Below are 13853 nucleotides of genomic sequence, written 5' to 3'. Positions count from 1 at the left end.
CGTTATTATGAGCGCAGAATTTGATAACATTTTATTTGACATGCCAAAAACACAGTCTAACACTATTAAAGTAATTGGTGTTGGTGGTGGTGGAAGCAATGCAGTAAATCACATGTTCACCCAAAACATCAAAGGTGTTGATTTTGTAATCTGTAATACAGATGCACAAGCCCTTGAAAACAGTCCAGTTCCTAACAAAATTCAATTAGGTGCCAATTTAACCTCTGGGTTAGGTGCAGGTGCAAATCCAGAAATTGGAGAACAAGCAGCTAAAGAAAGTATTCAAGAAATTCAGCAAATGTTAAATACCCAAACAAAAATGGTATTTATCACTGCAGGAATGGGAGGTGGCACAGGAACAGGTGCTGCACCAATCATCGCAAAAATTGCGAAAGATATGGATATTTTAACAGTAGGAATTGTTACAATGCCATTTCAGTTTGAGGGAAGAATGCGCTCAAATCAAGCTCAAATTGGTATCGATCAATTGCGAAAAAATGTTGATTCATTGATTGTTATCAACAACAATAAATTGCGTGAAGTTTATGGAAATTTGGGTTTTAAAGCAGGATTTTCTAAAGCAGACGAAGTTTTGTCAACTGCTTCAAGAGGAATTGCTGAAGTAATTACACATCACTACAAGCAAAATATCGATTTGCACGATGCAAAAACCGTGCTTTCAAATAGTGGAACAGCGATCATGGGTTCTGCAAAAGAAGAAGGTAAGAACAGGGCAAAAAACGCCATTGTAAAAGCACTTGACTCTCCGTTATTGAACGATAATAAAATCACAGGAGCTAAAAATGTATTGCTATTAATTGTTTCTGGAACATCCGAAGTTACTTTGGATGAAATAGGAGAAATTAACGAATATATTCAGACAGAAGCTGGCTATGATGCTAATATTATCATGGGTATTGGAGAAGATGATGAACTAGGAGAAGCTATTTCTTTAACAGTTGTTGCAACAGGTTTTGCACTCGATCAACAAAGTGCGATCACAAATACTGAGGCAAAAAAAATCATTCACACTTTAGAGGATGAGCAAAAAGCAACCTATAATTTTGGTGAGAAAACACTTACAAAAGCACCTTCTTTAAACGAACCCGAGCCTGTAGTAAATGAGCAAAAAGTGACTTATGTGTTAGAGGATACTGAAGATGAATTGCCAAAAATGGATTTGATTCCAACTTCTAATATCATAGCTGAAATTCCTGTTGTTTACGAAGAAATTGCCTTAGAATTTATTTCTGATGATGATTTTTTCATTACAGAAGCTCCAAAAAAAGAAGTGAAATCTGAATTTAAAGAAGATGAAATTTCACAAGAATTAATTTTTGAATTTCCTCTGAATTCTTTTACAGAAATTAAAGCAGAAAAAGAAAGTCCGAAAATTGATAATCAAAGAAATATCAACGAAATTGAGGTTTTTGGTGCTCAAGAAATTACTTTTAAAAGACATGTTTTAGAAGATTTTGATGTGAAACCAACAATTTCTAAAAGTTCGAATATTACCGCTAAAAAAGAATTGGAAGAAGATGCTTTCGGATTTACTTTAAAAACAGCTAAACAATCAGAAATCAATCAAATTGAAACTGACAGTGAAGAAATTTCTCCATTGAGTTTAACGATTGCTGAATTAGCTAAAAGAGCTGATGACAGACGTAGTAAAATGAAAAGTTTCAATCATAAATTCAACGAAAAATATAACAAAAACGTTGATGAAATTGAACGCGAACCTGCTTTTTTAAGAAATGGTATTGATGTGGGAAGAAATTCACCTATAAGTAAAACAGAACCTACGTTAAAAAAAGAATCTGAAGATTTGAATTTTAAATCGAATAATTCTTTTTTACACGATAATGTAGATTAATTTTCCCAATCAAATTTCAATTATTAAAATCACATCTCAAAAGGATGTGATTTTTTTTATTTCTAATTTGTTGATTCTCAAAACTTCATTTTGTAACAATTTATTTTTGATGTCGTCTAAATTTACAATCAATCAATATACAAAATCATGAAATCAACACATTTATCCCCGATAGAAAGAGGTATTTTAACATCATCTTATAAAAGAGAAATTAGAAATAATATCAGAAATATGAAAGCTGACTCTTTATCGAGAATCAAAGAATCTATCTTATATCAGTATGCAAATTCATTAAACAGTACTGTTGAGATTTTAAGAGTTTCCTTCATTTTAGTTGCCATTTTTATAATAGTGGCATAAAAAAATCTCATAGGAAACTATGAGATTTTTTAAAGGAAGTCTGTATGTTTTAGCTAACTGCTACTTTAATTCTTTTCATGGCTTCTCTAATTTGGCTTTCTGAAGCTGCATAAGAGATTCTTATACAATTTGCAGCGCCAAACGCTTCACCACTAACTGTTGCTACATTAGCTTTTTCTAATAAAAACATGGAGAAATCTCCTGCATTGTTGATTGTGTATCCATCAATTGTTTTGCCTATAAATGCAGAAACATCTGGGAAAACATAAAATGCCCCATCAGGAATATTAATTTTAAAACCAGGAATTTCATTCAATAAATCAACGATGATGTTTCTTCGAGTTTTAAACTCTTCCACCATAAATTGAATTTTTTCAACAGGAGCTAAAACTGCTGTAATTGCCGCTCTTTGTGCGATACAGTTTGTTCCGGATGTAATTTGCCCTTGCATTTTTGTACATGCTTTTGCAATCCACTCAGGGGCTCCAAGATATCCAATTCTCCAGCCTGTCATAGCGAATGCTTTTGCCAAACCATTTACAGTGATTGTTCTATCGTACATACTTTCAATGGCTGCAAAACTGAAAGGTTTTACATCATAATTGATGTGTTCGTAAATTTCATCAGACAGAATATAGATATTTGGATGTTTTTCTAAAACTTCAGCAAATGCTCTATACTCAGCTTCTGTATAAATAGTACCACTTGGATTATTTGGTGAATTAAAAAATACCATTTTTGTTTTTGGTGTAATGGCAGCTTCTAATTGCGCTGGTGTAATTTTGAAATTCGTTTCAATTGTTGAGGGAATTTCAATAGAAATAGCCTCACATAAAGTTGCAATTGCTGAATAACTAACCCAATAAGGTGCAGGTAAAATTACTTCATCACCAGGATTTAATAATACTTGAGCAACATTTGCAATAGATTGTTTTGCGCCTGTAGAAACAACAATTTGACTTGGTTTATAAGTCAAATCATTATCACGTTTAAATTTCGTGCAAATGGCTTCTTTCAATTCTACATATCCATCAACTGGTGAATATGAATTGTAATTTTGATTGATGGCTTCAATAGCTGCATCTTTGATAAAATCAGGAGTGTTAAAATCTGGTTCTCCTAAACTTAATCCGATAATATCTTTTCCTGCTGCTCTTAATTCTCTTGCTTTAGCAGCCATGGCTAATGTTTCAGAAACAGGTAAACTGTTAATTCTGTCCGATAATGGATGTGACATTTTTATAAAAAAATTATTTAAGTTATGCTAATTCTGGTTTTTTTCCTAAAACTCCTAGGTGTCTAAAATGCTCAAAAATGGCTTTGCGTGTAGTTTCGTACTCATTATAAGGCAAATTAAATTCTTTGGCAGTTTCTTTGACAATTTTAGCTAATTTGTCATAATGAACATGAGAAATATGTGGAAAAATATGATGTTCAACTTGATGATTTAAACCTCCTGTATAGAAGTTTACCAACCAATTACTGGGCGCAAAGTTTGCAGTTGTGTATAATTGATGGACTGCCCAAGTATGCTCTAAATTTCCATTTTCATCAGGAATTGGCATGATAGTTTTTGGAACGATATGAGCCAATTGAAAAACCAAACTCAAAATCATCCCTGCTGTGTAATGCATCACAAAAAATCCTACCAATACTTTCCACCAAGCGATATCTAAAACAGCAATCGGTAATACAATCCAAAGTGAATAATAGACCAATTTTGAGATAACCAATTTCGTCCATTCAGTAGCAGGATTTGGAAACTCTCCATAAGAAAGTTTTCTTTTCAAATACCTGTGCATTTGTTTGATATCGGTTGTTATTGCCCAGTTGATGGTTAATAATCCGTATAAAAAAATTGAATAGTATTTTTGAATTTGATGAATTTTAAACCATTTAGAATGCTGAGAAAAACGAATAATTCTTCCAGCATCAATATCTTCATCATGGTCTTTGATATTGGTAAATGTATGATGTAATACATTGTGCTGAACTTTCCAATTGTACACATTACCAGCAAGAATGTAAATACTACTTCCCATCAATTTATTTACCCATTTTTTGCTCGAAAAAGATTCATGATTGCTATCATGCATCACATTCATACCCACTCCAGCCATACCAATTCCAGTAATAACTACCATGAGAATCATTAACCATTGTGACATTGAAACTGTTAAAATAAGAATGAAAGGAACTAAAAAAAGTAAAAACATAATGATTGCTTTACTGTATAATTTCCAATTTCCTGTTTTTTTAAGATTGTTTTCTTTGAAATAATCGTTTACACGTTTGTTTAGAGTTTTAAAGAATTTTGCGTTGTCAACTCTAGAAAAGTTTATAGTACTCATTAATAAATATTAGATTGCAAAAATATGCATTTTGGTATACACTAAATACAAAACGAATAAAATTCTTACTAATTGTATGAAAATAGTAACTATTTTTGTGCTTCTATTCGATTTTTATGGAAATTATTCAAAAGTATTTTACAAATTTAACTCCTCAGCAAATTGAACAATACACAAAGTTGCAGGACTTATATCAAGATTGGAATTTGAAAATTAATGTTGTGTCAAGAAAAGATATTGATGAGTTGTATTTAAGACACGTACTTCACTCGTTAGGAATTGCAAAAGTGACGCAATTTCAACCAAATGCAAAAATAATTGATGTTGGAACTGGAGGTGGTTTTCCTGGAATTCCTTTAGCAATTTTTTTTCCTGAAACCCATTTTCATTTGGTAGACGCTATTGGAAAAAAAATAAAAGTGGTGGATGAAGTTGTTGCAGGTTTGGGATTGAAAAATGTAAAAACTTCCAACTGTAGAGTAGAAGAAGTAAAAGATACCTATGATTTTATCGTGAGTAGAGCAGTAGCGCAAATGGAAACTTTTGTGCATTGGACAAAAGGTAAAATAGCTAAAAAACAAAATCACGAACTCAAAAATGGGATTTTATATTTAAAGGGAGGTGATTTAACAGAAGAATTGCAAAAATATACCTCAGCAACAATTTACGATCTAACCAATTATTTTGACGAACCATTTTTTGAAACCAAAAAAGTCGTGCATTTGGGGTTGAAGTTTAAAGGATAATTTTTTAATGAAATTATGTTGAAATTTTAATTAGTTGATTTTAGATTTTTTACTAAAAAAACTATCAATTTCAAAAGATTAAAAGCGGTTATTTATAGGTATTCATTTATGATTTTACAAAAAAGATAATTGATTTTACTTTAGTTAAGTATTCTAAAACTGATATCTACTGTTGCAAAAGTGGTACTTGTTCCTCTATCAAATCTCTCTACAATAAGTTCACCATTGACATAAATTTGAACTCTTAACTCAGATGTGCTAAAATTATTTCGAAAAGCTTCACCATCTAAAAACTTATATTTGTAATCATCAAATTTTAGAACTAATGGCAATGGTTTTCCGTCATTATCGTAAACGAAATTGTGTGGTCCAGAAACATTATCTGCTTTAGCAATGTCATAATAAGTGATCATTATTTCATCAGTATTTGGCTCGGTAGTTGTAAAAACAATTTCTACATTATTAATCTTGTTTTGAGGTAAATCTGGATTATCGGAAGTTGTTGTACAAGAAATTGTACCAAGAAGTAACAAAAACAAAAAGAATTTTTTCATTTTAACTGATATTGATAAGCAAAAGTAATTAATATCAAGGATTTTTTTATTTTTAATTTTCAAATTTTATGTCTAAAAAGCCATTTCAATTCAAAGAATTTACAATTCATCAAGACAAAACTTCAATGAAAGTTGGCACTGATGCTGTATTATTGGGTGCTTGGACTTCTTTGGATAATTTACCAGATAAAATTTTAGATATTGGCTCAGGAACTGGAATAATTTCGTTGATGTTAGCACAACGTTCTGATGCCGGAACTATTGATGCTGTTGAGATTGATGAAAATGCGTATGAACAATCTGTTGAAAATTTTGAAAAATCAGATTGGGCAGATCGTTTGTATTGTTATCATTGTTCATTTGAGGAATTTGTTGATGAAATTTCATCCGAAGAAGAAACTTATGATTTGATAGTTTCAAATCCGCCTTTTTATACTGAAAATGCTGAAACTTCTTCTAAAAGCAGAACTAAAGCACGTTTTACAAGTGCATTGTCTTTTGAAAATTTATTATTGGGTGTTTCTAAAATTTTAGCAGAAGAAGGAGTTTTTTCAGTAATTATTCCATTTAAAGAAGAGGAAAATTTTGTAAAAATCGCAAACAATCAAGGATTCTTTTTGAATGAAGTTTGCAGAGTTCAAGGCAATCCAACATCCGAATTGAAAAGAAGTTTATTGTCTTTTTCTTTTCAAAAAAAGGATGTTACAGAATCTTATTTGATTATTGAAATGGAACGTCATCAATACACAGCAGATTATATCAATTTGACGAAAGATTTTTATCTAAAAATGTAATTATCCAATGACATTGTTTGGATTATATCCTAAATAAGGCACTTCTTTTTCAATAAATTTAATATCGCATTTCTCCAATTCTTTTAAAATTGGTTCATATACTTCTCTTGAAATGGGAATTTGAACTCCAGGAGTTGTTATTTCCTTTTTTAGAATTTTGATTGCTGCAATAGCAACAGGCAATCCTACTGTTTTTGCCATTGCTGTAAATGATTGATTTTCACCTAAAACTACCAAACTACTTTCTATTTGTTGTTTTTTTCCATTTAATTCAAATCCAAAAAGATGCTGCATTACAATCATATCTTTGTCATTTTCTTGTAAAGTCCAAGAATTTTCTAAGATTTTTTGCAACATTTGAGCAGGTGTAGCATTTTTCAAACCAATTTTTTTGTTTGGATTGAAAATATCTAACTCAACTAATTTTTCCCAAATCAAATCATCTTGATCAATTTTTAAATATGAACGCAATTTTAATTCTACAGAATCTGAAGGTGAATAGGCTAAAAATAAATTCACAAAATCTCTGTAACTCATATGTTCAGAATTTTCGATTGTGTAAGAATCATCTGTCATGCCTAATTGTACAAAAATATTCCAAGCTCTCGAAAAACCAACCCTTCTAATGGTACCTCTATACATGGTAGGAATATCATCCAAACCATAAACACTTCTATATTTTAAGGAATCTCTGTTGGCATACGCTTCAAATTTTCCATATTCATTGATGGATAAAAATTCCGTTCTTCGAAATAATTTGTGATATGGAATGTATTTATAAGTTCCCTCTTGAATAAACATGGCTGCTCCACCTTGACCAGCTAAAACAACGTTTCTTGGATTCCAAGTAAATTTATAATTCCATAAATTTGTATCACTTTCAGGTGCTACCAAACCACCACAAAACGACTCAAAAAGCAACATTTTTCCGCCTTTATTTTTGATGTTATCAATTACTTTCATGGCACTCATATGATCAATTCCTGGATCTAAACCAATTTCATTCATAAAAATAAGTCCATTTTTTTTCACAACCTCATCCAAAGATTTCATTTCATCTGAAATGTAGGATGCAGTAACCAAATGTTTTTTAAATTCTAAACAGTCTTTAGCAGCTTGAATATGCAATGAAGCAGGAAGCATAGAAATAACCAAATCAGCTTTTTCAATTTCTTTTTTACGGTTATTTTCATTGAAAATATCCATAATAATCGCTTTTCCTCTTGAATGATTATTGATGATTTTTGAGGAATTTTCAATGGAAATATCACCAATTGTTATAAATAAATCTTCTTTGATAGAATTTTCTAAAAGATATATTATTAACGATGAACTCGATTTTCCTGCCCCAATAATTAGAATATTTTTCATAAAGAAAGCTGTATTTTTGTAATCCTACGAAGATACTATTATTGTTTAAAATTTAACAAAAAGCTTTTAAAATGTTTAAAAATTTAGTTATCGCTTGTTTTTTTGGAGTTACAGCGATTGTATTAGGTGCTTTTGGATCGCATGCTTTAAAAGAAATTCTCACATTTGATCAATTACAAAGTTTTGAAACTGCAGTTCGTTATCAAATGTATCATGCAATTGTGTTGTTATTTATTGCCATTTTTGATGGAATTTCAGCAAAACAAAAACAACTAATAAATGCTTTTTTTTACTTCGGAATTTTATTTTTTTCAGGCTCAATTTATCTCATTCAATTAACCTCTATCCAAGCCAAATCAATTTGGTTTATTACGCCTTTGGGTGGCCTATTTTTAATTGTTGGTTGGATAAGTATGATTATACTATTCATAAAAAAAGTGAATATGAAATTATAATTCAATAATTTTAATCAAGAAAGTTAAGTTTTTGTATTTTTTTCATAATTTTGCATGCAAGAAATTTAAAAATATTGATATGGTAGATTCAAATACGAAATCGATTTCGTTACAATATCTAGGAATCAAAAATCCAATTATTCGTTATCAGTTAACATCCAATGAGTTACATGACGAAACAATTCAAAAAGGTCAGGGAGTCGAAACTTCTTTAGGTGCCATTACAGTAAATACTGGTGAGTTTACAGGAAGATCTCCTTTAGATCGTTTCATCGTAAAAGATGAAATTACTGAAAACGAAGTTTGGTGGAGTAACATCAATATTCCTTTTTCTTCAGAAAATTTTGACAAACTTTATGATAAAGTTGTTGATTATCTCTCTGAAAAAGAACTCTTTGTAAGAGATTGTTTTGCCTGTGCTGATGAAAATTACAAATTATCCATTCGTGTTGTGAATGAATTTCCTTGGAGTAATATGTTCGCTTACAATATGTTTTTACGTCCAACTGAAAGCGAATTAGATCATTTTTCAGCAGAATGGACAGTAATAAATGCACCAGGATTTTTAGCAAATGCAAAAGAAGATGGTACAAGACAACACAATTTTGCGATTTTAAATTTTTCTAGAAAAATTGCTTTGATTGGTGGAACTGGTTATACTGGCGAAATTAAAAAAGGAATTTTTTCAGCGCTGAATTTTATTTTACCAGTTTATAAAAATACGTTGCCAATGCATTGCTCAGCCAATGTTGGAAAAGATGGTGATACTGCTATCTTTTTTGGATTGTCAGGAACTGGAAAAACAACCTTATCAACAGATCCAAACAGAAGTTTGATTGGAGATGATGAACATGGCTGGACTGCAGAAAATACAATTTTCAATTTTGAAGGTGGTTGTTATGCGAAAGTCATTAATTTATCGCAGGAAAATGAGCCTGAAATTTATGCAGCTATAAAAAAAGGTGCCATTTTAGAAAATGTGGTATTGAAAGATAATGGTGATGTAGATTTTTCGGATACTTCTATTACCGAAAATACCAGAGTGAGTTATCCTTTGTATCATATTGATAATATTCAAAATCCATCCATTGGAAAAAATCCAAAAAATATTTTCTTTTTAACTGCAGATGCTTTTGGAGTATTGCCTCCCATTTCTAAATTAACGCCGGCACAAGCAGCATATCATTTTATTTCAGGTTATACTGCAAAAGTTGCAGGAACTGAAGCAGGCATTACAGAACCAGTGCCAAGCTTTTCTGCTTGTTTTGGTGCGCCATTCATGCCTTTACATCCAACAAGATATGCTGAGATGTTGAGTAATAAAATGAAAGAATCTGGTGTAAATGTTTGGTTGGTAAATACAGGTTGGTCTGGTGGAAAATATGGTGTTGGAAAACGAATGCCATTAAAATATACACGTGCCATGATTACAGCAGTTTTAAACGGAAGTTTGGGTGATTATACTTATGAAAATTATCATATTCATTCCGTTTTTGGAGTAGCGCAACCAAGAAGTTGTCCTGGAGTGCCAACAGAATTGTTGAGCCCAAGAAGCACTTGGGATAATGATGAAGCTTACTATGAAACTGCATTTGCATTGTCAAATGCTTTTAGAGTTAATTTTAAAAAGTACGAGGAATTTGCTAGTGAAGAAATTCGTAGAGGAGGACCTCAAAGGTATGCATTTTAGTATGTAATTAAAATTTTTAGTTTTTAGAAACACCTCTTTTTGAGGTGTTTTTTTGTTTAAAAAAACTATCTTTAGTGTTTCAATAGCATTTTTTAAATGAAAAATTGGTTTAAAAATATTGGTCCAGGTCCATTAATTGCTGCTGCATTTATAGGTCCAGGAACAGTTACTTTATGCACGCTTGCAGGTGTTAATTTCGGATTTAATTTATTGTGGGCAATGTTATTGTCAATTGTTGCAACTATTTTTTTACAAGAAATGGCAGCAAGATTGGGGATTATTTCTCAAAAAGGATTGTCTGAAATCATCAAGCAAGAAATCAAAAATCCGATTTTTAAAAAAATAATTATTGGACTTATTTTAGTAGCAATTGTCATTGGAAATGCTTCTTATGAAGCAGGAAATATTAGTGGCGGAATTTTAGGCTTGGAAACTATTTTTGGACAATGGATTGTAAAAAAATCTTTTTTTTCATTCAATCTTATGAGTATTTTGGTGGGTGTTATTGCGTTTGCAATGTTGTATGTAGGCAGTTATAAATTTTTAGAAAAAGCGCTTATTTCTTTTGTGATTTTAATGAGTTTGTCGTTTTTTATTACTGCTATTATTACCAAGCCTAATTTGCTTGAAATTATGAAAGGTTTGTTGGTTCCAAAACTTCCAGAACACAGTTTATTAACGGTTATTGGATTAATTGGCACCACAGTTGTTCCGTATAATTTATTTCTTCATGCTTCTCTAGTAAAAGAAAAGTGGAGTACTAAACAAGATTTAAAATTTGCCAAAAGAGACACTATCATTGCGGTTTTATTGGGTGGTTTTATTTCAATTGCTATAATTATTTCAGCAGCTGCAATCTCTGTAAAAGAAATTTCAAATGCGGCTGATTTGGCTTTAGGATTAGCACCTTTGTATGGTGATTTTGCAAAATATTTTTTGTCAATAGGATTGTTTGCAGCAGGAATTACCTCTGCTATTACAGCGCCTTTAGCAGCAGCTTATGTTGCTAAAGAATGTTTTGGATGGAAATCCAATTTAAAATCGAATTCATTCAGAGCAGTTTGGATGACAATATTAATTTTGGGTGTAATTTTTTCATCTGTAGGAATCAAACCTATTGAAATTATCAAATTTCCACAAATTGTAAATGGATTATTACTACCTATAATCACAGTAATTTTACTGTGGATGATGAATCAAAAATCGGTTTTGGGAGATTTTACAAATTCTAAAATGCAAAATAGTATCGGATTTTTCATCTTTCTGATTACCTTATTTTTAGGAATAAAAATGATTTTGAAAGTATTTAATTTATTTTAAAAATGATTGTTATCAATTGTGATGTTGGCGAAGGAATTGCAAATGAGCATTTATTAATGCCCTACATTACGTCTTGTAATATTGCTTGTGGAGGTCATTTTGGTGATAAAAATTCAATGGATACAACCATACTTTTAGCCCTGAAAAATAATGTTTTGATTGGTGCGCATCCTTCTTTTCCTGATACAGAAAATTTTGGACGAAAATGGATAACAATTTCTGATGAGGAACTACAAAAAAGTATCGAAATTCAATTGGATATTTTTCAGGAAAGAATGAAAATTCATAAAGCAAAATTGCATCACATAAAACCACATGGAGCGTTGTATAATGCGATTGCTGTAGACGAACATTTGGCAACTGTTTTTGTGAATTCTATAAAAAAATATACTGAAAATGTATATTTATTTGTACCATATAAATCAGAAATTGAGAAAGTTGCATTAAATAATAACATCAAAATTATTTATGAAGCTTTTGCTGACAGGAATTATAATGACGATTTAACTTTGGTCAATAGAAATCACAAAAATGCACTAATTACAGATAAAGAACATGTTTTTCAACACGTTTCAAAAATGGTTTTTGACGGAAAAGTGAAAACCTTATTAGGATTTGAAAAATCGATTAAAGCTGATACTTTCTGTGTGCATTCTGATACTGAAAATGCGTTGGAAATTGTTCAATATTTATCAAATAGATTCAATAAAATCACTATTTGATGCACAAACTTCAATACAAATCTTTTGGAGAAAAAGCAATTCTGATTGAATGGCAACCAACAATTTCAATTGAAATTTTAGACGACATATTGCAGTTTAAATCAAAAATTTTGTTTAAAAAAGCAGCATCGATTGCAGATATTATTATAGGATATCACTCATTAACAATTGTATATAAAACGTTTATTTCCAATCATGTAGAAGAAGTAAAGATATTGCAGTCAATCTATATTTTGGAGGTTACAATTGAAAAAAATCCACATTTTCTGTGGGAAATTCCAGTATGTTACGAGGATGAATTTGGGTTGGATTTGGAAGAAATTTCCAAGAAAACAAAACTCTCTAAAAGTCAAATTATTCAAATTCATTCAGAGGCAATTTATACTGTTTTTTTCATCGGATTTTTACCCGGATTTTTATATTTAGGAGGCTTGAATTCAAGATTATTTATAGATAGAAAATCAAATCCACGTTTACAAATCGAAAAAGGATCTGTTGCAATTGGTGGAAAACAAACAGGAATTTATCCATCTAATTCTCCTGGAGGTTGGAATATCATTGGCAAAACGCCCATTACTTTTTTTGATGTTGAAAATGTAAAACCCTGTTTTGCTTCACTAAAAGATCGAATTCATTTCGTTTCTGTTAGCAAAGAAGAATTTTTTGAAATTCAAGAAAAAGTGAACAATAAAACCTATCAACTTCAACAAAAAGTCATCCATGATTAAAGTTTTAAATCCAGGTTTTTATACTACAATTCAAGACAAAGGAAGAGTTGGTTTTGCTACATTTGGTGTGCCAATTTCTGGAGTTATGGATTCGTTTTCAGCCGATTTTGCCAATATAATTTTGAATAATTCACTTGAAGATGCCTTTCTAGAAATCACTTTTGGTGGATGTTCTTTGCAATTTCTTGAAAAAACGATCATTTGTATTTCTGGAGCAGATTTTTCTCCTACTTTAAACCAAACAAAAATCAATTTGAATACCAAAATTGAAGTTCAAAAAAATGATGTGCTGACTTTTGGAAAAAGAAATTTTGGAGCGTATGCTTATTTGGCAGTTAAAGGAGGTTTTCAGACAGAAATTAAATTAAAAAGTCGCAGTTTTTATCAGAATATTACTAAAAATTATCTTTTAAAAAAAGGTGATTTACTTCCTATTTTGTCTATTCATGAAGAACTTTCAACATCCAATGCTAGTATAAAATTTCCAAATTATCACTTTGATTCAAAAGAAATTTTTTGTTACAAAGGGCCAGAATTTGAGTTGTTGAATGAGTATCAGAAAAAAATTCTTTTCAAAAATTCATTTACAATTTCGAAAGACATTAATAGAATTGGATTTAAATTAGAAGAATTGATGGAAAATGAATTGCCTCAAATTTTAACATCCGCAGTTTTTCCTGGAACTGTGCAATTAACACCTTCAGGAAAATTGATTGTTTTGATGAGAGATTGTCAAGTTACAGGAGGATATCCAAGAATATTACAATTGAGTGAAAAAAGCATCAATCAGTTTGCTCAAAAAACAACCAATGATACTTTTCGATTTTCACTTTTGGAAAGTTAACATCAAAAAAAATCGCTTAGATTTATTTCTAAGCGATTTTTTCAA

Annotated in this window: 14 protein-coding genes; 10 read left to right on the top strand and 4 right to left on the bottom strand. The window is 30.7% G+C overall.

The annotated features are described in order from the left end of the window. The first annotated feature begins 7 nt into the window (after positions 1–7). Positions 8–1873 carry a cell division protein FtsZ gene (gene ftsZ, locus WHA43_RS06160; RefSeq protein WP_105046226.1) on the top strand — a complete coding sequence of 622 codons (1866 nt, stop codon included), beginning with the start codon at positions 8–10 and terminating at the stop codon, positions 1871–1873. 147 nt (positions 1874–2020) lie between these two features. Next, positions 2021–2233: a hypothetical protein gene (locus tag WHA43_RS06155; RefSeq protein ID WP_105046225.1), complete on the top strand. Its 213-nt coding sequence runs from the start codon at positions 2021–2023 to the stop codon at positions 2231–2233. Between the two features lie 49 nt (positions 2234–2282). Here WHA43_RS06155 and WHA43_RS06150 read toward each other — a convergent pair whose 3' ends face one another. Next, a complete protein-coding gene (locus WHA43_RS06150) occupies positions 2283–3470 on the bottom strand; it encodes a pyridoxal phosphate-dependent aminotransferase (protein ID WP_211290315.1) in 1188 nt (395 codons plus the stop codon). 22 nt (positions 3471–3492) lie between these two features. Beyond that, entirely contained in the window at positions 3493–4584 is a 1092-nt protein-coding gene (locus tag WHA43_RS06145) for a fatty acid desaturase family protein (RefSeq protein WP_105046224.1), read from the bottom strand. 116 nt (positions 4585–4700) lie between these two features. Between WHA43_RS06145 and rsmG the strand changes: the two genes are divergently transcribed. Further along, positions 4701–5330, top strand: a complete 630-nt coding sequence (gene rsmG, locus WHA43_RS06140; RefSeq protein ID WP_105046223.1) for a 16S rRNA (guanine(527)-N(7))-methyltransferase RsmG — start codon at positions 4701–4703, stop codon at positions 5328–5330. A gap of 140 nt (positions 5331–5470) precedes the next feature. Here rsmG and WHA43_RS06135 read toward each other — a convergent pair whose 3' ends face one another. Further along, entirely contained in the window at positions 5471–5884 is a 414-nt protein-coding gene (locus tag WHA43_RS06135; protein ID WP_105046222.1) for a hypothetical protein, read from the bottom strand. Between the two features lie 68 nt (positions 5885–5952). On the opposite strand from WHA43_RS06135, the gene WHA43_RS06130 reads away from it, so the two are divergent. After that, the gene (locus tag WHA43_RS06130; RefSeq protein WP_105046221.1) at positions 5953–6678 is read left to right on the top strand and encodes a tRNA1(Val) (adenine(37)-N6)-methyltransferase; all 726 of its coding nucleotides are present in this window, start codon (positions 5953–5955) and stop codon (positions 6676–6678) included. Here WHA43_RS06130 and WHA43_RS06125 read toward each other — a convergent pair whose 3' ends face one another. Beyond that, positions 6679–8049, bottom strand: coding sequence for a saccharopine dehydrogenase family protein (locus WHA43_RS06125; RefSeq protein ID WP_105046220.1), 1371 nt, complete (start codon positions 8047–8049; stop codon positions 6679–6681). A 71-nt stretch (positions 8050–8120) separates the two neighbouring features. Here WHA43_RS06125 and WHA43_RS06120 point away from each other — a divergent pair, with 71 nt between their 5' ends. From WHA43_RS06120 to WHA43_RS06095, 6 genes are all read left to right on the top strand, one after another. Next, on the top strand, positions 8121–8504 hold the full coding sequence (locus WHA43_RS06120) for a DUF423 domain-containing protein (protein ID WP_105046219.1): 384 nt from the start codon (positions 8121–8123) through the stop codon (positions 8502–8504). 79 nt (positions 8505–8583) lie between these two features. Next, positions 8584–10194 carry a phosphoenolpyruvate carboxykinase (ATP) gene (pckA, locus tag WHA43_RS06115; protein WP_105046218.1) on the top strand — a complete coding sequence of 537 codons (1611 nt, stop codon included), beginning with the start codon at positions 8584–8586 and terminating at the stop codon, positions 10192–10194. A gap of 96 nt (positions 10195–10290) precedes the next feature. Further along, positions 10291–11514: an Nramp family divalent metal transporter gene (locus WHA43_RS06110; protein WP_105046217.1), complete on the top strand. Its 1224-nt coding sequence runs from the start codon at positions 10291–10293 to the stop codon at positions 11512–11514. Between the two features lie 2 nt (positions 11515–11516). Then, positions 11517–12236 (top strand): 5-oxoprolinase subunit PxpA, encoded by a 720-nt coding sequence (pxpA, locus tag WHA43_RS06105; protein WP_105046216.1) that lies wholly within the window; start codon positions 11517–11519, stop codon positions 12234–12236. Then, a complete protein-coding gene (pxpB, locus tag WHA43_RS06100) occupies positions 12236–12964 on the top strand; it encodes a 5-oxoprolinase subunit PxpB (protein WP_226742838.1) in 729 nt (242 codons plus the stop codon). The genes pxpA and pxpB overlap by 1 nt, the downstream gene beginning before the upstream one ends. Then, positions 12957–13808 (top strand): biotin-dependent carboxyltransferase family protein, encoded by an 852-nt coding sequence (locus WHA43_RS06095; protein WP_105046214.1) that lies wholly within the window; start codon positions 12957–12959, stop codon positions 13806–13808. The genes pxpB and WHA43_RS06095 overlap by 8 nt, the downstream gene beginning before the upstream one ends. Positions 13809–13853 lie beyond the last annotated feature (45 nt).

It is taken from the genome of Polaribacter gangjinensis (assembly GCF_038024125.1).
Lineage (GTDB): Bacteria > Bacteroidota > Bacteroidia > Flavobacteriales > Flavobacteriaceae > Polaribacter > Polaribacter gangjinensis.
The sequence above is the reverse complement of the archived record's forward strand: the minus strand, read 5'-3'. Positions and strand labels throughout refer to the sequence as shown.

What these genes read in the sequence shown, in the direction of transcription:
- ftsZ (WP_105046226.1), top strand. Translation starts at nt 8, where the DNA reads ATGAGCGCAGAATTTGATAACATTTTATTTGACATGCCAAAAACACAG.
- WHA43_RS06155 (WP_105046225.1), top strand. Translation starts at nt 2,021, where the DNA reads ATGAAATCAACACATTTATCCCCGATAGAAAGAGGTATTTTAACATCA.
- WHA43_RS06150 (WP_211290315.1), bottom strand. Translation starts at nt 3,470, where the DNA reads ATGTCACATCCATTATCGGACAGAATTAACAGTTTACCTGTTTCTGAA.
- WHA43_RS06145 (WP_105046224.1), bottom strand. Translation starts at nt 4,584, where the DNA reads ATGAGTACTATAAACTTTTCTAGAGTTGACAACGCAAAATTCTTTAAA.
- rsmG (WP_105046223.1), top strand. Translation starts at nt 4,701, where the DNA reads ATGGAAATTATTCAAAAGTATTTTACAAATTTAACTCCTCAGCAAATT.
- WHA43_RS06135 (WP_105046222.1), bottom strand. Translation starts at nt 5,884, where the DNA reads ATGAAAAAATTCTTTTTGTTTTTGTTACTTCTTGGTACAATTTCTTGT.
- WHA43_RS06130 (WP_105046221.1), top strand. Translation starts at nt 5,953, where the DNA reads ATGTCTAAAAAGCCATTTCAATTCAAAGAATTTACAATTCATCAAGAC.
- WHA43_RS06125 (WP_105046220.1), bottom strand. Translation starts at nt 8,049, where the DNA reads ATGAAAAATATTCTAATTATTGGGGCAGGAAAATCGAGTTCATCGTTA.
- WHA43_RS06120 (WP_105046219.1), top strand. Translation starts at nt 8,121, where the DNA reads ATGTTTAAAAATTTAGTTATCGCTTGTTTTTTTGGAGTTACAGCGATT.
- pckA (WP_105046218.1), top strand. Translation starts at nt 8,584, where the DNA reads ATGGTAGATTCAAATACGAAATCGATTTCGTTACAATATCTAGGAATC.
- WHA43_RS06110 (WP_105046217.1), top strand. Translation starts at nt 10,291, where the DNA reads ATGAAAAATTGGTTTAAAAATATTGGTCCAGGTCCATTAATTGCTGCT.
- pxpA (WP_105046216.1), top strand. Translation starts at nt 11,517, where the DNA reads ATGATTGTTATCAATTGTGATGTTGGCGAAGGAATTGCAAATGAGCAT.
- pxpB (WP_226742838.1), top strand. Translation starts at nt 12,236, where the DNA reads ATGCACAAACTTCAATACAAATCTTTTGGAGAAAAAGCAATTCTGATT.
- WHA43_RS06095 (WP_105046214.1), top strand. Translation starts at nt 12,957, where the DNA reads ATGATTAAAGTTTTAAATCCAGGTTTTTATACTACAATTCAAGACAAA.